The sequence below is a fragment of the Streptomyces sp. NPDC041796 genome, from assembly GCF_055590785.1.
Map to the genome: position 1 here is coordinate 228,258 of NZ_JBVJAH010000009.1, position 18,350 is coordinate 246,607.

Annotated in this window: 19 protein-coding genes; 13 read left to right on the forward strand and 6 right to left on the reverse strand. The window is 73.3% G+C overall.

Annotated features, from left to right (window positions below):
• Positions 1–142 precede the first annotated feature (142 nt).
• On the reverse strand, positions 143–1,429 hold the full coding sequence (locus tag ACZ6C1_RS20305) for an SWF or SNF family helicase (protein ID WP_469242502.1): 1,287 nt from the start codon (positions 1,427–1,429) through the stop codon (positions 143–145).
• Positions 1,426–4,440, reverse strand: coding sequence for an SNF2-related protein (locus ACZ6C1_RS20310; protein ID WP_469242503.1), 3,015 nt, complete (start codon positions 4,438–4,440; stop codon positions 1,426–1,428). The genes ACZ6C1_RS20305 and ACZ6C1_RS20310 overlap by 4 nt, the downstream gene beginning before the upstream one ends.
• 259 nt (positions 4,441–4,699) lie before the next feature.
• Here ACZ6C1_RS20310 and ACZ6C1_RS20315 point away from each other — a divergent pair, with 259 nt between their 5' ends.
• The 4 genes from ACZ6C1_RS20315 to ACZ6C1_RS20330 all read left to right on the forward strand — a co-directional run bounded on the left by ACZ6C1_RS20315 (position 4,700) and on the right by ACZ6C1_RS20330 (position 7,215).
• Positions 4,700–5,800, forward strand: a complete 1,101-nt coding sequence (locus tag ACZ6C1_RS20315; RefSeq protein WP_469242504.1) for a fatty acid desaturase family protein — start codon at positions 4,700–4,702, stop codon at positions 5,798–5,800.
• An 85-nt stretch (positions 5,801–5,885) separates the two neighbouring features.
• The gene (locus tag ACZ6C1_RS20320) at positions 5,886–6,068 is read left to right on the forward strand and encodes a hypothetical protein (protein WP_469242505.1); all 183 of its coding nucleotides are present in this window, start codon (positions 5,886–5,888) and stop codon (positions 6,066–6,068) included.
• A gap of 359 nt (positions 6,069–6,427) precedes the next feature.
• Positions 6,428–6,970, forward strand: a complete 543-nt coding sequence (locus tag ACZ6C1_RS20325) for an MOSC domain-containing protein (RefSeq protein WP_469242506.1) — start codon at positions 6,428–6,430, stop codon at positions 6,968–6,970.
• Positions 6,971–7,020: 50 nt separating this feature from the next.
• Positions 7,021–7,215: a hypothetical protein gene (locus ACZ6C1_RS20330; RefSeq protein ID WP_469242507.1), complete on the forward strand. Its 195-nt coding sequence runs from the start codon at positions 7,021–7,023 to the stop codon at positions 7,213–7,215.
• Positions 7,216–7,234: 19 nt separating this feature from the next.
• Here ACZ6C1_RS20330 and ACZ6C1_RS20335 read toward each other — a convergent pair whose 3' ends face one another.
• Both ACZ6C1_RS20335 and ACZ6C1_RS20340 read right to left on the reverse strand, forming a co-directional pair.
• Entirely contained in the window at positions 7,235–8,140 is a 906-nt protein-coding gene (locus ACZ6C1_RS20335; RefSeq protein WP_469242508.1) for a hypothetical protein, read from the reverse strand.
• Positions 8,141–8,241: 101 nt separating this feature from the next.
• Positions 8,242–8,589: a hypothetical protein gene (locus tag ACZ6C1_RS20340; protein ID WP_469242509.1), complete on the reverse strand. Its 348-nt coding sequence runs from the start codon at positions 8,587–8,589 to the stop codon at positions 8,242–8,244.
• Between the two features lie 102 nt (positions 8,590–8,691).
• Here ACZ6C1_RS20340 and ACZ6C1_RS20345 point away from each other — a divergent pair, with 102 nt between their 5' ends.
• Entirely contained in the window at positions 8,692–9,492 is an 801-nt protein-coding gene (locus ACZ6C1_RS20345; protein WP_469242510.1) for an alpha/beta fold hydrolase, read from the forward strand.
• Here the strand turns inward: ACZ6C1_RS20345 and ACZ6C1_RS20350 are convergent.
• Entirely contained in the window at positions 9,483–10,082 is a 600-nt protein-coding gene (locus ACZ6C1_RS20350; RefSeq protein WP_469242511.1) for a class I SAM-dependent methyltransferase, read from the reverse strand. The two genes, ACZ6C1_RS20345 and ACZ6C1_RS20350, sit on opposite strands and share 10 nt — an antisense overlap.
• A 150-nt stretch (positions 10,083–10,232) precedes the next feature.
• On the opposite strand from ACZ6C1_RS20350, the gene ACZ6C1_RS20355 reads away from it, so the two are divergent.
• Genes ACZ6C1_RS20355 through ACZ6C1_RS20370 form a run of 4 tightly spaced genes read left to right on the forward strand, consistent with a single transcriptional unit; the run spans position 10,233 to position 14,475 of the window.
• Positions 10,233–11,012, forward strand: coding sequence for an MHYT domain-containing protein (locus ACZ6C1_RS20355; protein WP_469242512.1), 780 nt, complete (start codon positions 10,233–10,235; stop codon positions 11,010–11,012).
• 59 nt (positions 11,013–11,071) lie between these two features.
• Positions 11,072–13,618: a sensor histidine kinase gene (locus ACZ6C1_RS20360; protein WP_469242640.1), complete on the forward strand. Its 2,547-nt coding sequence runs from the start codon at positions 11,072–11,074 to the stop codon at positions 13,616–13,618.
• The gene (locus ACZ6C1_RS20365; protein ID WP_469242513.1) at positions 13,615–14,052 is read left to right on the forward strand and encodes a roadblock/LC7 domain-containing protein; all 438 of its coding nucleotides are present in this window, start codon (positions 13,615–13,617) and stop codon (positions 14,050–14,052) included. The genes ACZ6C1_RS20360 and ACZ6C1_RS20365 overlap by 4 nt, the downstream gene beginning before the upstream one ends.
• A 12-nt stretch (positions 14,053–14,064) precedes the next feature.
• Positions 14,065–14,475, forward strand: coding sequence for a DUF742 domain-containing protein (locus tag ACZ6C1_RS20370; protein ID WP_469242514.1), 411 nt, complete (start codon positions 14,065–14,067; stop codon positions 14,473–14,475).
• On the opposite strand, the gene ACZ6C1_RS20375 is transcribed toward ACZ6C1_RS20370, so the two are convergent.
• A complete protein-coding gene (locus ACZ6C1_RS20375) occupies positions 14,472–15,164 on the reverse strand; it encodes a dienelactone hydrolase family protein (RefSeq protein ID WP_469242641.1) in 693 nt (230 codons plus the stop codon). The genes ACZ6C1_RS20370 and ACZ6C1_RS20375 overlap by 4 nt on opposite strands.
• Positions 15,165–15,364: 200 nt before the next feature.
• Between ACZ6C1_RS20375 and ACZ6C1_RS20380 the strand changes: the two genes are divergently transcribed.
• The 4 genes from ACZ6C1_RS20380 (at position 15,365) to ACZ6C1_RS20395 (ending at position 18,330) form a co-directional block, all read left to right on the forward strand.
• Positions 15,365–15,919: an AAA family ATPase gene (locus tag ACZ6C1_RS20380; RefSeq protein WP_469242515.1), complete on the forward strand. Its 555-nt coding sequence runs from the start codon at positions 15,365–15,367 to the stop codon at positions 15,917–15,919.
• 180 nt (positions 15,920–16,099) lie between these two features.
• Positions 16,100–16,690 (forward strand): GTP-binding protein, encoded by a 591-nt coding sequence (locus ACZ6C1_RS20385; RefSeq protein WP_469242516.1) that lies wholly within the window; start codon positions 16,100–16,102, stop codon positions 16,688–16,690.
• A 198-nt stretch (positions 16,691–16,888) separates the two neighbouring features.
• Positions 16,889–17,302: a roadblock/LC7 domain-containing protein gene (locus ACZ6C1_RS20390; protein ID WP_469242517.1), complete on the forward strand. Its 414-nt coding sequence runs from the start codon at positions 16,889–16,891 to the stop codon at positions 17,300–17,302.
• Between the two features lie 137 nt (positions 17,303–17,439).
• The gene (locus ACZ6C1_RS20395; RefSeq protein ID WP_469242518.1) at positions 17,440–18,330 is read left to right on the forward strand and encodes a DUF6397 family protein; all 891 of its coding nucleotides are present in this window, start codon (positions 17,440–17,442) and stop codon (positions 18,328–18,330) included.
• The last annotated feature ends 20 nt before the right edge of the window (positions 18,331–18,350 follow it).

The window sequence follows — 18,350 nt, forward strand, 5'->3', positions numbered from 1 at the left end:
ACACACCCCCCGCCCGCCCCCCCCCCCCCCCCCCCCTCCCCCCCCCCCCCCCCCCCCCCTCCCCCCCCCCCCCCCCCCCCCCCCCCCCCCCCCCCCCCCCCCCGGCTCGGGTGCCGGCCAGGGGGCTGCCGGGCGCCCCGAGTCAGGCGTCGTCCGCCAGGGCCCCGGCCAGGGCGGCGGCCGGGTCGGGGTCGGCCGGGCCCGCCGGGGTCCAGCGCCCGGACTCCTCGCGGTACGGCCACCAGCGGCCGTCACGGCCCAGCCGGACCTGCACGTCCGAACCGGCCACCGTCCAGCGGCCCGGGCGGTCCGCCCGCAGCGGCGGACGCTCGTCGTCCTCCCAGGCGGTGGCGAGCCGTGCCTCGGCACGCGCCAGCAGCTCCGGTCCGGGCGCCCACTCCTCCTCCAGTACGGCCAGGGCCTCCGCGCCGCCCGCCCGCCACGCGCGCGTGGCCGCGTCCAGGTCGGCGCGCCCACGGCCGGTGCCGGCGGCGAGCCGGTCCAGGACGGCCGGCGCCCACTCCGCGGAGGTGGCCAGCCGTACCGCGTCCTGACCGGCCGTCAACGGCGCCTCGACAGGCCGGTACTCGTGACCGTCCGCGAGGGCGTCCGCCAGCATCCGGTACGCCCGTGCCGCCGCGTCCGCCGCCAGCGCTTCCAGAGCCGCAGGGTCGACGCCCTCACCGGGGCGGGCGTCGGTGTCCAGCGAAGGCGGCTCCCCGGGTGCCTCCGGCAGGGGAGGCGGTTCCGGCAGCGGCGGGAGGATGTCCCGTGCGGCGAACGCCTCGTCCGCCCGGACCCCCTCGGGCCCGTCCCCGGCCGGCTCCTCCTCGTCCCGCCCGGCCCCGCCCGCCCGCTCCGCGCTGCGCGCCTGCAACTCGTCCAGCAGCCGCCGCTCCCCACGCCCCCGCATCAGGAACAGCACGAAGGGATCCTGGTCCACCAGCCGCGCCACCTGGTAGCAGAGCGCCGCCGTGTGGGGGCAGTGGTCCCACGCCTCACAGGCGCACTCGGGCTCAAGGTCCCCGACCCCGGGCAGCAGCTCCACTCCGGCCGCCGCCGCGTCCTCCACCAGGTGCGGCGGCATGTCCCGGTCCAACAGGGCGGCGATGTGCCCCGCCCGGTCCACCGCCATGTCCAGGAACCGGTCCCACTCCTCCTCCGTCAGCTCCTGCAGGAGCACATCACTGCGCTGTGCGGTACCGTCGCGGTCCTTCACGACCGCCGTGATCCGCCCCGGCCGCACCGAGACCGCGCCCACGGCGCCGTCCCGCGCCTGCTTGCGGCCCTTCTTCACCTGCTCGCCGTCCAGCGCCGTGTCCTCCAGCGCCTGCAGCCACGCCCGGCCCCACCAGGTCTGGGCGAAACCCCGGCCCCGGGCGGGAGGCAGCGCCGCGAACGTACGCTCCATGTCCTCGTCACGACTCATCGCGCACTCCCTCGCACTCCGCGCAGCTCCACGAGCTCCGCCAGTTCCGCGTCGGTCATTTCCGTCAACGCGCTCTCGCCGGCGCCGAGTACGGAGTCGGCCAGCTCCTTCTTGCGCGCCAGCATGTCCGCGATCCGGTCCTCGATCGTGCCCTCCGCGATCAGCCGGTGCACCTGTACGGGCTGGGTCTGGCCGATGCGGTGGGCGCGGTCCGTCGCCTGCGCCTCGACGGCCGGGTTCCACCAGCGGTCGAAGTGCACGACGTGACCCGCGCGGGTGAGGTTGAGACCGGTGCCCGCGGCCTTCAGCGACAGCAGGAACACCGGCACTTCACCGTCCTGGAAGCGGTTGACCATCGCCTCACGCTCGGCGACTGGAGTCCCGCCGTGCAGGAACTGGGTCCGTACGCCACGCGCCTCCAGGTGCCGCTCCAGCAGCCTCGCCATCTGCACGTACTGCGTGAAGACCAGCACGCTCGCCTCCTCGGCGAGGATGGTGTCCAGCAACTCGTCGAGCAGCTCCAGCTTCCCGGAGCGGTCGGCGATCCTCGGCCGTTCCTCCTTCAGGTACTGCGCGGGGTGGTTGCAGATCTGTTTGAGCGCCGTCAGCAACGAGACGACGAGGCCGCGGCGTTCCATCCCGTCCGCCTCCGCGATCGCCGCCAGGGTCTCGCGCACGACCGCCTCGTACAGCCCCGCCTGCTCGGCGGTGAGCGACACCGAACGGTCGGTCTCCGTCTTCGGGGGCAGCTCCGGTGCGATCCCGGGGTCGGACTTGCGGCGGCGGAGCAGGAACGGCCGTACCAGCGCCGCCAGACGCTGTGCGGCCGCTGGATCGACGCCACCCTCCACGGCCTGCGCGTACCGGCTGCGGAAGGTCCCCAGGCGGCCCAGCAGGCCGGGTGTCGTCCAGTCCAGGACGGCCCACAGCTCGGACAGGTTGTTCTCCACCGGGGTCCCGGTCAGCGCGACCCGCGCCCTGGCGCCGATCGTGCGAAGCTGCTTGGCGGTCGCCGAGTACGGGTTCTTGACGTGTTGCGCCTCGTCGGCGACCACCATGCCCCAGTCCACGCGCGCGAGCCGGGCGGCGTCGAGCCGCATGGTGCCGTAGGTGGTGAGGACGAACTCGCCGTCGGCCAGGCCCTCGAGGTCCCTCCCGGAGCCGTGGAAGCGGCGCACGGGGGTGCCCGGGGCGAACTTCTCCACTTCGCGCTGCCAGTTGCCCATCAGGGACGTCGGGCAGACGACCAGCGTCGGGCCGGCGGCGGACGCGTCGGTCTGCCGGTGCAGGTGCAGGGAGATGAGGGTGATGGTCTTGCCCAGGCCCATGTCGTCGGCGAGACAGGCCCCGAGGCCGAGTGAGGTCATCCGGTGCAGCCAGTTCAGGCCGCGCAGTTGGTAGTCGCGCAGGGTCGCGGCGAGGGCGGCGGGCTGCCCGATCTCCTGACCGGTCCCCGGCCGCCCGCCCTCCGGATCGGCGATCCGGTCGCGCAGGGCCTGGAGCCACCCGGACGGCTGTACGTCGACCCGGCGGCCGTCGACCTCGGTGGTGCCGGTCAGTACGGCGCCGAGCGCGTCGATCGGGGTGACCTTGCGGTCCTGGTGGTCCCGGGCGCGCCGGGCTTCCTCCGGGTCGATCAGCACCCACTGGTCGCGCAGGCGCACCACGGGGCGCCCCGCCTCGGCGAGCCGGTCGAGCTCCGCGCGGCTCAGTTCCTGGTCCCCCACCGCGAAACGCCAGTTGAAGGCGAGCAGCGCGTCGGCCGACAGGAACGACGGCAGGCCCGACTGCCCCTTGCCGTGCCGGTCAGGGCCGTCCCGGCCCTCGCCGTCCCGGTCCTCTGCGTCCCGGTCCTCTCCGTGGGGGAGTTCGCCGTGCGGAGGTTCCCCGTGCGGCAGTCCTCCGCGTGAGTCCTCGCCGGGCCGTTCGTGGCCGTTGGGGTCCTCGTCCGGTGGTCCGATGACGGCGCGCGTGGTCAGCGAGCGCGCCAACTGCCGTGGCCAGTGCACCTGTACGCCCGTGGCGGCCAGTGCTCGCGCCGCCTCACCCAGCAGCTCGGTGACCTCCTCGTCGGCCAGGTCGATGGCGTCCGGTACGGAGGCCGAGAGCAGCGGGGCGAGTGGCGGCCACGCGCGGGCGGCACGGCGCAGTGCGAGGAGCGCGTCCATCCGGCCACGCGGACCGAACCCGTCACCGGCGGAGCCCGACCACACGCCGGCGGCGTCGGCGACGAGCGTGGGGTCGCTGACGCTGTGCATCTGGAGCACGGCGCGGAAGGCCGGGCCCCGAGCCGTGTCCAGCCCATGTGCCTCGATGCGCAACGACAGCCGGACGCCCGCGTCGTGGCCCGCCGCGACGTCGGCCGCCCAGGCGCGTTGCTCCGGCACGTGCTGCGGCTCGTACGCGGCGAACGCCGGACCGCCCGCCACGAGCGGAGCGGCGGGGGTGCGGGGCAGCGCGTCGGCCACCGCGTCGAGGAAGGACCGCAACAGCCGCTCCGGTTCGGCCAGGAGCACCATGCCGTCCGCCGCCCTTCCCACGGCGATCGCGTGGGCGCCCGGCGGCATGGATGCGGCGAGCGTACGCACCCGCTCCAGGTCCTCCGCGGTGAGCGGTCCGGCGCGCCACGCGTCGTGGTCGGTTCCGCTGAGTCCCGGCAATATCAGTCCCCGGGCGGCCAGTTGCAGGGCGAGGAGTGCGGCAGCACCCCAGAACACGGTCTCGGGGGAGGCGTCCACGACCCGCCCGGCCCGGGTCAGCACGGGCAACGTGTCCCGTACCGGCATCACCAGAGCGTGTACGGCGGTCTCCCGCGCGTCCGGGGTCACGACGGACAACTCCTGGGCGCGACCCGGGCCGAAGACGGGACCGGGCGGTTCGGCGTCGCCCGGGAACCGGAACGCGACACGCCCCGTGCGGGGCGGATCGCCGGGCAGGAAGAGGGCGGAGCAGCGGGCGAGTCGGGGCACGTCGGGAGTCACCTGGGGCGTTGCTTCGGGCGGCTTGTGCACAGCGCTGACGCATTCCTCAAATTTGACTAGCGGGCGGTCGAAGCGCCGAGGGTACCCGAGGATTGCCGCCCGGCGAGCACATGTGTGCCGTGACATAGCCCACTTCGCGTCCAGGGTGCAGCCAGCACCACCCCAGTACCCTGGGAAGCCCCACCCCGCTTGGGGGTGGTGGTGCCATGGCTCTGGGCGACTGCTCATCCGTACGTTCATCAGGTCGGCGCACGTCTGCGCACGAGACCTCACCAGACCCGGAGCAGCCATGCCACAGGCCACCTCTGCCTTGACCATCCCCGCCCCCGCCAGTACCCCCGAAGTCCTCGTCGGCACGGCAGGGCGGAAGCGGAGCGGCTCCCGTAGCGAATTCGGCCCGCTCCTCCGCACGATCAAGGATCAGGGGCTCCTGGAGCGGCGTACCGGCTGGTACACGTTCGGGATCGCCGCGAATCTCCTCGCCCTGACGGCGGTCGCCGTCGGCCTGGTGATGTTCGGGCACTCCTGGTGGTCCCTGCTGCTGGCCCTCCCGCTGGCGGTGTTCTCGGCCCGGGCGGCCTTCTTCGGACACGACGCCGGTCACTCCCAGATCAGCGCCGACAGGGGCAGGAACCGGCTCATCCAGCTACTGCACGCCAATCTGCTGCTCGGCATGAGCCAGGAGTGGTGGAACGACAAGCACAACCGGCACCACGCCAACCCGAACCACGAGGAGAAGGACCCGGACGTCGCTCCGGACGTCCTCGTCTTCAACCAGCACCAGGCGGTGGGCCGCACCGGCTTCCGCGGCTGGCTGACCCGCCACCAGGCGTGGCTGTTCTTCCCGCTCACCACGCTCGAAGGCATCGCCCTCAAGGTGTACGGCTTCCAGGCGCTGTTCTCCAAGGACGGACCGCGCCAGACCCCGCGCGAGCGCCTGATCGAGGGCGGCCTGCTGCTCGCCCACGTCGCCGGTTACGCGACCCTGCTGCTGACCACGATGTCGGTGGGCCAGGCAGTCGTCTTCGCGCTGCTCCACCAGATGCTGCTCGGTCTCCACCTCGGGATGGCCTTCGCCCCCAACCACAAGGGCATGGAGGTTCCCGACCCGGACGGCGAGCCCTGGGGTCACCTGCGCCGCCAGGTGCTCACGTCCCGCAACATCCGTGGCGCCGCCCTCACCGACTGGCTCCTGGGCGGGCTGAACTACCAGATCGAACACCACCTCTTCCCCAGCATGCCGCGCCCCCACCTGCGGCTCGCGCAGCCCGCGGTGCGTGCCCACTGCCGTTCGCTGGGTATCCGCTACACCGAGACCGGCCCGGTCGACTCGTACCGCCAGGCGCTGGGGCACCTGCACGAGGTCGGCAACCCGCTGCGCACGGCCTGAGCGGCCGATCCCGGAACCGGCAGGCTCGATCACGCGTTCACCGATCAGGGAGCGGCCGTCGCCGGCCGTGGAGGAGGCGTCTGACATGTCGACAAGGACGAAGATCATGATCGGGGGAGTGGCCGTGGGCCTCCTCCTCTGGCCGCTGATCGGATTCTGGATGTCCCTGCTGGTAGTGATCGGCGTCCCCGCCGTCGCGTACCTCGCACTGGATCCGGGCCAGCGACGCCGACTGCGCCGCGTCAGCCGCAAGGAGCTCAACCGCTGACGCGACCACCGATGGCCGGCGCGACGCCATCGACCGGGATCGGCAGCCATATCGGCACCGGCACCGACCTGGCACCAGTCGGCACCGGCAGCCCGGTATCGGCGCGGTCAGCACCGGCATCGGCACGGCACCAGTCAGCACCCGCATCAACACAGCAGCAGTCGGCACCGGCCCGGCATCGGCACGGCACCCAGTCAGCCTCGACACCGGCACCGGCCCGGTATCGGCACGGCACCCAGTCAGCATCGGCACCGGCGCCGGCCCGGCATCGGCACGGCACGGCACGGCACCAGTCAGCACCGGCCCGGCAGCAGTCAGCATCGGCACCTGTATCGGCACGACAGAGGGGGATCCGCACCATGGGCGGAACGGTCACGGCGGTCAGCAGCAACGGCGAGTATTCCTTCACCAAGCCCAACCGGCCGGGTATCACCCTGCTGGCCGGGCTCGGAGTGGAGGGGGACGTCCACGCGGGCGTCACGGTCAAACACCGCTCCCGCATGGCGCAGGACCCGACGCGGCCCAACCTCCGGCAGGTCCACCTCATCCATGAGGAACTGTTCCAGGAGCTGGCGGAGAAGGGCTTCACCGTCGGGCCCGGCGACCTCGGCGAGAACATCACCACCCGGGGCGTCGACCTGCTCGGCCTGCCCACCGGCACACTCCTGCACATAGGCACGGAAGCGGTCGTCGAGGTCACCGGCCTGCGCAATCCCTGCTCGCAGATCGACGCCTTCCAGGACGGGCTGCTCAAGCAGGTCGTCGGGCGCGACGAGACGGGTGCCGTCATCCGCAAGGCCGGGATCATGGGCATCGTGAGGGCCGGGGGAGCGATACGACCGGGTGACATGGTCAAGACCGAGCTCCCGGACGGCCCGCATCGTCCGCTCGAGCGAGTCTGAGCAGCGTTTCCCGGGGTACCCGCTCGGCCGGAAAGCCGGAGGGAGACACCATGGACGACAAGCGGCTCGAAGGCGCGGGCGAGGACGGGCCCGGCGTGCCGAGGGACCTGCCCGACGAACAGGCGGGCAGTGGATCCGACCACTGGGACCCGGACCTGTCCGGGGCGACGGACACCGACGACCGGGAGCGGACGCCCGCCGAGGACACGCCGGAGGACGGCGCGGCCGAGGAACCCAGCGGCTGACGGGACGCCGGGCCGTACGTCAGGCCGGACGGACTGCCATGGCGTCGAGTGCGGCGAGCAGGGCGGGGAGGTTCGGACCGCGGCCGATCGGCAGGACCTCGCGGGGCATCTCGTCCAGCAGGGCGAAGGCGATGTCGTCGGTCCTGGCCACGACCGACCACCCGGGCCCGTCCGCCCGTAGCGTCCGCGCCCCGCCGGGAGCGAAACCCGACCGGACCCGGCCGGGCGGGGGCGGCTCCTCCAGGTACCGCCGCAGCTCGGCGAGAACACGCCGCAGGGGGCCGTGCTCGTCGTCCGTCCGGTCCTCGGGTCCCCGCTGCTCGGCGGACGACGGCTCCAGGGGCGCACCCTCGCCCATGGCCGGCTCGTCCGCCGACCGCTGCCCCGCGGGCGCGGTGTCGGCGCCCGCGGGCCTGGCGAAGTCGTCGTCCCCCAGCTGCTCCCGCCAGGACGCCCACTGGAGGGCCACCTCGTCCGCGCCCATCCGGCGCTGCGCCGGTCCCCACTCCCCAGGATCCGGCGGTGTCAGCGGCCGGCGCTCCCCGGGCGGGGTCTCGGGGTCGTGCGGCGGCGGCACGTGCGGTGCGGCGACGGCGAGGGCGAGCGGCCAGCCGGGCAGGGCCACGACGACGCTGCGCTCGTCCGGGGACAGGTCGTACTCCATGCCGCAGTCCCACGAGGCGATCGCCACCGCGACCAGCGACACGTCGTCGACGACGACCGTCCACCTGGCTCCGTCGCCGTCCTGGCCGAGCACCAGCCCGTAGCCGTCCGCGTACGGTTGCAGGCCCAGCGCCGCGCACGCCTCGGGATAGTCGTCGCCGAGCAGGCTCGGGAACTGCGCGGGCGTCAGCAGCACGGCGGTGAGCACGTACAGTGCGTCGTCCTCCATGTCACCGAGGTCCACCGGTTCCGTCCCGGCCATGGCCGCCCTCCTCCCAAGGTTCGTCGGCGCACCTTAACCACCGAGTAACCCGGACGTCGAGGGTCCGGTCATATCGGAACCATGACGACACCGAGGTGGGGTCAGGCGACTGGAAGGCCCAGCAGGCTCCGGGCCACCGCCTGCGGGGTCTCGTCCCGCTCGCGGGCCAGGGCTATGACCGCCCGGCACGCCAGTTCGCTCACCCCGAACGAGAGGGCTTCGGGCGACACCCAGCCCTCCGCCTCGTCGATCCCCTCCTGGTCGTCGTCCGCGCACGCGGCCACATAGGCCGCGGCGGCCTCGAAGATGTTGTGCGTACGGGCGCCGGACCGCCCGGTTCCGTCCCGGTCGCCGCTCCCTTTCCCCGGCGCGGGTTCTCCGACGGAACCGAAGGCCGATCCGATGGACGACCTGAAGAAGCTGAAGAACGTGCGCAGTCTGTTGGACACCGGGCCCACCTTCCCGCTGCGCGGCGGTGCTCACCGCCGCTCTTCCGACGCCGAACCTCCAACGTAGAGTCGGTTCGGCGACCGCAGAAGGGGAGGACGAGGGTGCGACAGGCGGAATTCGACGACAAGGGCAGCATGATCCGGTGGACGGAGGCGGCAGGGGAGGGGCCGGCGCGGGTGTACGTGCACGGGCTCGGCGCCGTGAGCACCGTCTACCACGCCCATGCGGCCGCCCACCCGGCCCTGGCGGGTCGCCGGTCGCTCTTCGTCGACCTGCCCGGGCACGGCATCAGTGACCGTCCCGCGGACTTCGGGTACTCGCTGGAGGACCATGCGGACGCGCTCGCCGCCGCCCTGGACGAGGCGGGCGTCCGTGGTGCCGAGATCGTGGGGCACAGCATGGGCGGCGCGGTCGCCATCGTGCTGGCCCACCGCCGGCCCGATCTGGTGAGCCGGCTGGTGATCACCGAGGGCAACCTCGACCCGAACCCTCCGGTGACGGCCGGGAGCAGCGGTATCGCCGGCTACGCGAAGGAGGAGTTCGTGCACGGCGGCGGCCACGCGCGCGTACTGGAGCGCGTCGGCCCGGCGTGGGCGGCGACCATGCGGCTCGCCGACCCGCTCGCCCTGCACCGCAGTGCGGCCGGCCTCATTCGCGGTACGCGGCCGACGATGCGCCGGATGCTCGTCGACGCGCGCGTGGACCGGGTCTACCTGCAGGGCGAGCACAGTGGTGAACTGCCGGGCCGGGACGAGCTGGTGGCGGCTGGGGTGCGCGTCGTGACCGTGCCGGACGCCGGGCACAACGTCATGTTCGACAACACGGACGCGTTCGTACGGGCGGTCGCCGCCGAGGAGCCGGACCGGAGGGCCCCGCAGGCGCTCTCGGGGGGTCAGGCCTGACGTACGGCGAGGGCGAGGAAGCGATCGTCCTCGTCCACGTACGAGTCCATGCGCCAGCCCGAATCACGCAGCAGCGGGCGCAGGTTGGGCTCGGCGCGCAGATCGTCCTCGGTGATCCGCCGCCCCTGGCGGGCGGCCAGCGCCGCGCGGCCGACCGGGTGGAAGAGCGCCAGCCGCCCACCCGGTCGCACGACCCTGGCAAGCTCCCGCAGGTCCTCGGCCGGCCGGGGCAGGTGCGAGACGAGCCCCGCCCCGAACACCGCGTCCAGTACCCCGTCACGCAGCGGCAGCCGGCCCACGTCGGCGAGCAGCAGCGCCCCGCTGCCGTCCCGTCCGGCCCGTACGGCGGCCTTCAGCATGGCGGGCGTCAGGTCCAGGCCGATGACCGTGCCCTCCGGGCCCACGGCCTCGCGCAGGGGCGGCAGCGCTCGACCGGTGCCGCAGCCCGCGTCGAGCACCGCGTCGCCGGGGCGCAGCCCGATCTCCGCGACGGCGGCGGCGTACGCCGGACCGTCGTCGGGGAACCGCGCGTCCCAGTCCGCCGCACGGGCCGTGAAGAACTCCTGCACATGTGTGTGGTCGTCGGCCATACGGACATGATCCCTCACGCCGTCACCCGCCGTACGGTGCACCCCTTCGAACATTGCAGGATCGTTCAAGCACCTCTCTCTGTCATATTCCGTCTGCTTTCGAAATGCGCCCCGCATGTGTGCTCCCCTCAGGTCTAGCGTCCCTGGGCCATGGGACATCTGGACCACGCCACCTTCGGCTGGCTGACCCCCGTGCTGTCGTACGCGATGGCCTGCATCGGCGCCGCCCTCGGCCTGCGCTGCACCGTCCGGGCGCTCGAGGCGACCGGCCCCTCCCGCCGCAACTGGCTGCTCACCGCCGCGTCCGCCATCGGCACCGGCATCTGGACCATGCACTTCGTCGCCATGCTCGGCTTCGGGGTGACCGGCACCGACATCCGCTACGACGTGCCGCTGACCGTCCTCAGCCTGGTCGTCGCGATGCTCGTCGTCGGCGGTGGTGTGTTCGCCGTCGGATACGCCCGCGATCCCGTGCGGGGACTGCTGCTCGGCGGGCTCACCACCGGCCTCGGGGTGGCCAGCATGCACTACCTGGGCATGGCCGCCCTGCGCCTGAACGGTACGGTCCGCTACGACCCGCTCCTCGTCGCGCTGTCCGTCGTCATCGCGGTCGTGGCCGCCACCGCCGCCCTGTGGGCCGCCCTCCACATCACCTCGCCCCTCGCGGTCACGGTCGCGTCCCTCGTGATGGGAGCCGCCGTCAGCAGCATGCATTACACCGGCATGCTCGCCGTCCGGGTCGAGGTAGGGCCCTCCGCGGGCGCACTGCCCGGGGCCACGGCGATGCAGTTCATCTTCCCCCTCGCCGTCGGCCTCGGGTCGTACCTCTTCCTCACCTCCGCGTTCGTCGCGCTCTCCCCGACGGCCCATGAGCGCGCCGAGTACGCGTCGGCCGGACGGCCCACCGAACCGACGCCGGCCCCCCGATGACCACGACGTCGCCCGACGGCACCGGCTGGACGGCGGCCCGCAGCCCGAACGAGGAGGCCATGCCAACTCCCCGCACACCCCACGGCCCCGGGCCCCGCACGGGCCGGCGCGCGCACGCCGGGCCACCGGCCGCGGCGGCGGCGCGCGCACCGCGCCGCGAACGGCGGCGCCTGCGGCCCAGAACCGTACGCGCCAGGATCATCGCGCTGCTGATGGTGCCCGTCGTGTCCCTCATCGCCCTCTGGGGCTTCGCCACCGTCACCACCGCACAGGACGTGGCCCGGCTGCGCGAGCTGCACCGGGTGGACGAGCGCATACGCGGACCGGTGGCCACCGCCGTCGCATCCCTCCAGGCCGAACGCCGCGCCGCCGTTCGCCAGGTCGCCGCACCCGCCGCCGACGCCGGGACGGGGCTGTCGGCCGCCGCCGCCGAGCTCCAGCAGCAGGCCCGGCGCACGGACGCGGCCGTCGCGACGCTCCTCCTGGACGACGGGCACACCGTCGCGGACGGTGGCGATCTGCCCGCGGAACTGTCCGGCCGGATACGTCGGTTCGCCGACCATGTACAGCGGCTGAACGTCCTCCGCGTGGCCGCACTCGACCGCAAGGCACAGGGGGACACCGTCTACGCGCAGTACACGGCCGCCATCACCGCGGGCTTCGACGTGAGCGGCGCCCTGACCGGCATCCAGGACGCCCACGGCGGCTCCCACGCGCGCGTGCTCCTCGAAATGTCCCGTGCCGGCGAGATGCTCGCCCGTGAGGACGCCCTCCTGACCTCCGCCCACCTCACGAAGGAACTCCCCGCCCAGCGCCTACGGCAGTTCACCGGGGCGGTCGAGACCCGCCGCACCCTGCTCCGGTCCGCCACCGCCGACCTGCCCCGCCCCGGCAGCGACGCCTGGCACCGGCTCTCCGCGCAGCAGGCGTACCAGCGGATGACGGCGGCCGAGGACCGGATCGTCGCCGCCCCGGCGGGCCGCCGGGCGGCCACCGTCGTACCCGCCACGGCCTGGGACCGTGACCACACCGCCGTACGCGACGCACTGGCCGCCCTGGAGGCCGACGCCCGCCGCAGCGCCGCCGAGCGCGCCGAACCCCTCGCGGGAGGCGTCCTGACCGCCGCCGGAGCCGCTGTCCTCCTCGGTCTCGCAGCGGTCGCCGCCTCCCTCGTCATCTCCGTACGCATCGGCCGCGCCCTCGTCGTCGAACTCGTCACGCTGCGCAACACCGCCTTGGAGATCGCCCGGCACAAACTCCCCCACGCCATGCGGCGGCTGCGCGCGGGCGAGGAGCTCGATCTCCACGCCGAAGCCCCACCGGGACGACCCGCCCAGGACGAGATCGGACACGTCGGTGAGGCCCTCGGCACCGTGCACCGGGCAGCGCTCGGCGCCGCCGTCGAACGCGCCGAACTCAGCCGCGGAATCTCCGGGGTCTTCGTCAACCTCGCCCGCCGCAGCCAGGTCCTCGTCCACCGGCAGCTGAACCTCCTGGACAGCATGGAACGCCGGGTGGACGACCCGGCCGAACTCGGCGACCTCTTCCGCCTGGACCATCTGACGACCCGGATGCGCAGACACGCCGAAAGCCTCATCATCCTCTCCGGCGCGGCCCCCGGCCGGGCCTGGCGCACGCCCGTGCCGCTGACCAACGTCGTAAGGGCGGCGGTTTCCGAAATCGAGGACTACGCGCGCGTGGAGGTACGGCAACTGCCCGAGACGGCGGTCGTGGGCGCCGCCGTCGCCGACCTCACCCACCTCCTCGCCGAACTCGTCGAGAACGCGGCCCAGTTCTCCCCGCCCCACACCAAGGTCCGGGTCACCGGCGAACCGGTCGGCAACGGCTATGCCCTGGAGATCGAGGACCGGGGCCTGGGCATGGGCAAGGAGGCCCTGGAACAGGCCAACCGCCGTATCGAGCACTCCGAGGCCCTTGACCTCTTCGACAGTGACCGCCTGGGCCTGTTCGTGGTCAGCAGACTCTCCGCTCGCCACGCCATCAAGGTCCATCTGCGCACCTCCCCCTACGGAGGCACCACCGCCGTCGTCCTGCTGCCCACCGCGCTGCTCCAGGGCGCCCTCCCACCCGGTGGGCCGGCACCCGATGGGCCGGACGCCCCTGCCATGCCCGCACCCGCGCCGCCACCTGCGTACGACAGGGCCGCCTCCGCCCCCGCGCCCACCGCGGCGACCCGCACAGCGACCGTCCCCACCCGCCACGAGGAGCCCCCGCCGGCCGCCGTCACCGCGCTGCGCCCGGCGCCCGGCCCCCGAACCGCACCACACCCCCCGGGCGAGCCCCGAACCGCACCCCACCCCGCGAGCGGGCCCCCGGACCCGCCCACCGGCGGCGCCCCGGGCGACGGTCAGGAAGGCCTGCCCCGCCGCGTACGCCAGACGAACCTCGTCCCCCAGCTGCGCGAGGCGCCACCGGCCCACCGGCCCCCCGACCCGGACCCGGGTGCGGGCGACCGCGCCGGACGCACACCCGAACAGGTCAGGGCCCGTATGACGGCCTACCGCGACGGCTGGGCACGTGGCGTCGCCGGGCCCGGCACCACCCCCACCTCCCACCCCCACCCCCACGAAGGAGACCGAGGATGATCGAGCACGAGAGGATCGACCCGCACCACCCGTCCGGTGAGCTGGACTGGCTCCTGGACGACCTCGCCTCCCGGGTGCACGACGTACGGCACGCCGTCGTCCTCTCCAACGACGGGCTCGCCGTGGGGGCCTCCAGCGCGCTCACCCGTGAGGACGCCGAACACCTTGCCGCCGTCGCCTCCGGGTTCCACAGCCTCGCCAAGGGCGCGGGCCGGCACTTCCACGCCGGTGGCGTACGCCAGACGATGGTCGAGATGGACGACGCGTTCCTCTTCGTGGCCGCGGCCGGGAATGGCTCGTGCCTGACCGTACTCAGTGCGGCGACCGCCGACATCGGCCTGATCGCGTACGAGATGGCCCGCCTCGTCAAACGTGTCGGTGAGCACCTGAGCACTCCGCCCCGCATCGCCACCGTCCCGCCCGCCGCCGGCTGACCGGAGACGCCCATGACCGAGGACAGCGGTACCGGGCCATCTGTGGGCGCCCACTGGTACGACGCCGATGCGGGGCCCCTGGTCCGCCCGTACGCGATGACCGGAGGCCGCACCAAGCCCGGTCCGAGCAACGTACGGTTCGACCTCATCGCTCTCGTCGTCGTCGACGACAGCCCGCCCGGCACCGCCGAGGAGGCCCTCCTGGGCCCCGAACACCACGCCCTGCTCTCCCTGTGCCGCTCCGAGACCCAGTCCGTGGCCGAACTGGCCGCCGACGCCGACCTGCCCGTGGGGGTCGTACGCGTCCTCCTCGGCGACCTCCTCGAAGCCGGATACGTCCGGGTCAGCCGTCCCGTTCCCCCCGCGCACCTGCCCGACGAACGGATCCTGCGGGAGGTGATCGACGGTCTCAGAGCCCTCTAGTCACGCTCGGCGCCGGGTCGTCCGGTCTCCGGGCCCATACGGAGGAACCAGTCCCGCGCGGCCTCGGCGGCCAGCTCCAGCGTCCCGCGCTCCTCGAAGAGGTGGGTGGCTCCCGGGATCACGCGCACTGTGCACGGGGCGGTGAGCTGCCGCGCCGCCTCCTCGTTCAGCCGCAGCACCTCGTGGTCATGACCGCCGACCACCAGCAGCACCGGAGCCCGTACGCCGGGCAGAGCGGCTCCCGCGAGGTCCGGGCGGCCGCCACGCGACACCACGGCACCCACCTGCTCCGTCCTCTCGGCTGCCGCCACCAGCGCCGCGGCGGCACCCGTACTGGCACCGAACAGCCCCACCGGGAGGCCGCCGGTGTCCGGCAGGTCGCGCAGCCAGTCCACCGCCGCCGTCATACGGCGCCCCAGCATGGGGATGTCGAACCGCAGCTCGGCGGTGACCATGTCCACGTGCTCCTCGGCCGCCGTGAGGAGATCCATCAGCAGGGTGCCCAGCCCCGCCTCCTGCAGGACCTCGGCCACCGCCCGGTTGCGGGGGCTGTGCCGCGAGCTGCCGCTGCCGTGGGCGAACGCCACCACACCCCGCGCGGCCACCTCTCCCCGGGCATCACGGGGCAGCGCCAGGTCCCCGGCCAGTACGACCTCACCGGCGGCGATGGAGACCGCCTCCGATACCACTGCCATGGGTCCCACCTCCCGTGCCCGTCACCCGACCGCACCGCCGGGCCCGGGTGAACCGCGCCCGCGCCGCCGTACCGTCGGGCTGCCGTACGGTCGGGCCATCGGGTACCCATGACCTGGGGACGGATGCCCGGTACCGGGTGCGCCCGGCCGGAAGGGCCCTCGGACGCTCCCAGCCGGGCAGGACGGAGGACCGGGTGGAGCGGACACCGCAGGACGCGCCGGCACCGGAGATCGCCGTGTTCGTCGGATTGCAGGCCGCCGGGAAGTCCACCTTCTACGAGCGGCACCTCGCCGGCAGCCACGTCCTGGTGAGCAAGGACCTCTTCCCCCGCGCCGCCCGGAACAAGCAGCGGCGGCAGATGCGCCTGGTCGAGGCGGCGCTCTCCGCCGGACTGCCGGTGGCCGTCGACAACACCAACCCGTCGCCGGAGGAGTGGGCCCCGCTTGTCGCCGTGGGCCGCGCCCATGACGCGACGGTGACGGCGTACTGGTTCCCTCCGGACCTCGCGGGCTCCCTGCGGCGCAACGCTGCGCGCAAGGGACGGGAGCACGTCCCGGACGCCGGCATCCACGCCACCCACAAGCGGCTGCGTGAGCCGTCCGTCCTGGACGGGTTCGACAACGTGCTGGAGGTGCGGTTCGACGGCCACGGCGGCTTCGAGGTCCGGCCGTCCGCCCCGCCCCGCCCCACCGAACCTGACCCGGCCCCGAGGCGGTCACGCCCCATGTCGAATCGCGCAATCATGTGAACATCCCAAGAAGCGATAGCGGTCACATCGCTCAATAACCGATCGCATCGCCCGGGCCGAGCACCTGAATCGCCATACTGCTGGCCTCACCCAGAACGTCCGTACTGGTCCTTGCCGTGGTCCTTGTACTGGTGCCGGCCTCATGCCGACGCCGAGCCCCACTCCTGAGAGGAGTGATCGATGGCCTCCGAGCGGTCCGACACCGCCGCCCTCGCCCTCAAGATCCTGGTCGCCGGTGGCTTCGGGGTCGGCAAGACGACCCTGGTCGGCGCGGTCAGCGAGATCCGGCCCCTGCGCACCGAGGAACAGCTCAGCCACGCCGGTCAACTGGTCGACGACACCGGGGGAGTGGACCAGAAGACCACCACCACCGTAGCCATGGACTTCGGCCGCATCACCATCCGTTCCGGGCTGTCGCTGTATCTCTTCGGCACCCCGGGACAGGACCGCTTCTGGTTCCTGTGGGACGAACTGGCCCAGGGAGCCCTGGGCGCCGTCGTCCTCGCCGACACCCGGCGCCTTGACGCGTGCTTCCCGGCGGTCGACTACTTCGAGCACCGCCACATCCCGTTCGTCGTCGCCGTGAACTGCTTCCCCGGCGCCCGGGCCTACGGCGCCCATGACGTCTCCCGCGCACTCGATCTCGACCGTGGCACACCGGTCGTCCTGTGCGACGCGCGCGACCGGGACTCCGGCAAGGAAGTGCTCATACGACTCGTCGAGTACGCGGGGCGTGTGCATACCGCCCGTATGCTCGACTCAGTCTCCTGAGACCCCGCCGCGCCGCCTTCGCCCCGCCCGCGCGCCGCCTTCGCCCCGCCCGCGCGCCGCCTTCGCCTCGCCGCGCGCCGTCCCCCGCCCTGGCCGACGCCCGTTCGCCGAGGGCCGCTGCCGGAGTGCTTGCCCTGCTCACGTCAGTACGCAAGGCTTACGAGGAGCGGGGAACGTGCGAAACGGGGAGGACCGGACATGGCTCTGGACAAGGAACTCGACTGGCTCCTGGACGACCTGACCAAACGGGTCGAATACATACGGCACGCCTTGGTGCTGTCCAACGACGGCCTGGTCACCGGCGCGAGCACCGGGCTGGCAAGGGAGGACGCGGAGCACCTCGCCGCCGTCTCCTCCGGACTCCACAGCCTCGCCCGCGGATCCGGACGCCACTTCGGCGTCGGCAAGGCCCGGCAGACGATGGTGGAATTCGACGACGCGATGCTCTTCGTCACCGCGGCGGGCGAGGGAAGCTGTCTGTGCGTACTCACCGCGGCGGAGGCGGATGTCGGCCAGGTCGCCTACGAGATGACCCTCCTCGTCAACCGGGTCGGTGAACACCTCGCCGTCGCCGCCCGACAGCCCGGCGGCGCGGCCCTCACCGACCGCTGACGGGGGCTGACCAGCGGCGACACCGCGTCGGATCGAGGTTTTCCACAGGCCCGACGCGAGCGGCCCCGACCGCGCTACCTTCGTGACGCAACGTCATCGGATCTCACGAAGTGAGCGAATCTCAGGGGGAAGTCGCCATGACGGTCAAGGACGCGGTCACCACACACACCGTCGCCTACGGGCGCGCCGCGCGGCAACTGGAGCTGAGGAAGAACGAGTTCGACCTCGCCGTCCTACTGGGCCGTGTGCGCACCGTGCCCGGCATCGACGGCGGGCGGCGCCGGGTGACCCCGGACGAGATCGAGCGGCTGCGCGCCGCGCCGGACTTCCCGACCGGGCTGCGTGAGCGCGTCCGCACCGTCGGCACGGCGAGCGCCGCCGAACTCGCCGCGATCACCGGCGACCGCTTCACCAAGCTGGCCAGGACCGGGCACTTCAGCCCGGTCACCTTCTACCTCAACCGCTATCGGGCGGTCGTCTGGCTCTATGTCGCGGACGAGGTCCAGGAGTTCACCGAACGGCATCCCGGCCTTCTCACCGGCCGACTGCCGGCCGGGGTGCGGGCGAAGCTGGACCAGGGCGAGGACGTCCGCCCGCGCAACTGGCGCGCACGACGTCTTGGCCTCCTGTTGCGCCAGGCGGACGACCCCTGGGCGGCCGCGGCCGCCATCGCGTCCCTCCTCACACCGGTTCAGGTGGCGGAGGTGGTCGGCGATCCGTACGAGCGGGAGCACCTCGCCCGGCTCCGCCCCGACCCCCCGAACGCACGGCCGGAGTCCCTCGCCGCCCGTGACATCGTCGACCGGCTCCTGTTGGCGGAGGACCCGGACGAGATCCTCTGGCACCGGATGAGCCTGGCGCTCGCCCTGGACGAGGCCAGGGCGCTCCGCCCCGCTCCCCGCCCGGACGACACGGGTCACCGCCCGCCGCCCCCCGAGCGAGGGCCGGAACGCACCGGGCTGCTCACCAGGCTACGGATGGGCCGACGCCGGGCGGTCCGGGCCGGTTGTGCCGTGCGAACTCCGTAATCGACGCGAGCGGTACGACG

What these genes read in the sequence shown, in the direction of transcription:
- ACZ6C1_RS20370 (WP_469242514.1), top strand. Translation starts at nt 14,065, where the DNA reads ATGACCGAGGACAGCGGTACCGGGCCATCTGTGGGCGCCCACTGGTAC.
- ACZ6C1_RS20330 (WP_469242507.1), top strand. Translation starts at nt 7,021, where the DNA reads ATGGACGACAAGCGGCTCGAAGGCGCGGGCGAGGACGGGCCCGGCGTG.
- ACZ6C1_RS20305 (WP_469242502.1), bottom strand. Translation starts at nt 1,429, where the DNA reads ATGAGTCGTGACGAGGACATGGAGCGTACGTTCGCGGCGCTGCCTCCC.
- ACZ6C1_RS20325 (WP_469242506.1), top strand. Translation starts at nt 6,428, where the DNA reads ATGGGCGGAACGGTCACGGCGGTCAGCAGCAACGGCGAGTATTCCTTC.
- ACZ6C1_RS20360 (WP_469242640.1), top strand. Translation starts at nt 11,072, where the DNA reads ATGCCAACTCCCCGCACACCCCACGGCCCCGGGCCCCGCACGGGCCGG.
- ACZ6C1_RS20315 (WP_469242504.1), top strand. Translation starts at nt 4,700, where the DNA reads ATGCCACAGGCCACCTCTGCCTTGACCATCCCCGCCCCCGCCAGTACC.
- ACZ6C1_RS20395 (WP_469242518.1), top strand. Translation starts at nt 17,440, where the DNA reads ATGACGGTCAAGGACGCGGTCACCACACACACCGTCGCCTACGGGCGC.
- ACZ6C1_RS20355 (WP_469242512.1), top strand. Translation starts at nt 10,233, where the DNA reads ATGGGACATCTGGACCACGCCACCTTCGGCTGGCTGACCCCCGTGCTG.
- ACZ6C1_RS20350 (WP_469242511.1), bottom strand. Translation starts at nt 10,082, where the DNA reads ATGGCCGACGACCACACACATGTGCAGGAGTTCTTCACGGCCCGTGCG.
- ACZ6C1_RS20390 (WP_469242517.1), top strand. Translation starts at nt 16,889, where the DNA reads ATGGCTCTGGACAAGGAACTCGACTGGCTCCTGGACGACCTGACCAAA.
- ACZ6C1_RS20335 (WP_469242508.1), bottom strand. Translation starts at nt 8,140, where the DNA reads ATGGCCGGGACGGAACCGGTGGACCTCGGTGACATGGAGGACGACGCA.
- ACZ6C1_RS20385 (WP_469242516.1), top strand. Translation starts at nt 16,100, where the DNA reads ATGGCCTCCGAGCGGTCCGACACCGCCGCCCTCGCCCTCAAGATCCTG.
- ACZ6C1_RS20320 (WP_469242505.1), top strand. Translation starts at nt 5,886, where the DNA reads ATGTCGACAAGGACGAAGATCATGATCGGGGGAGTGGCCGTGGGCCTC.
- ACZ6C1_RS20365 (WP_469242513.1), top strand. Translation starts at nt 13,615, where the DNA reads ATGATCGAGCACGAGAGGATCGACCCGCACCACCCGTCCGGTGAGCTG.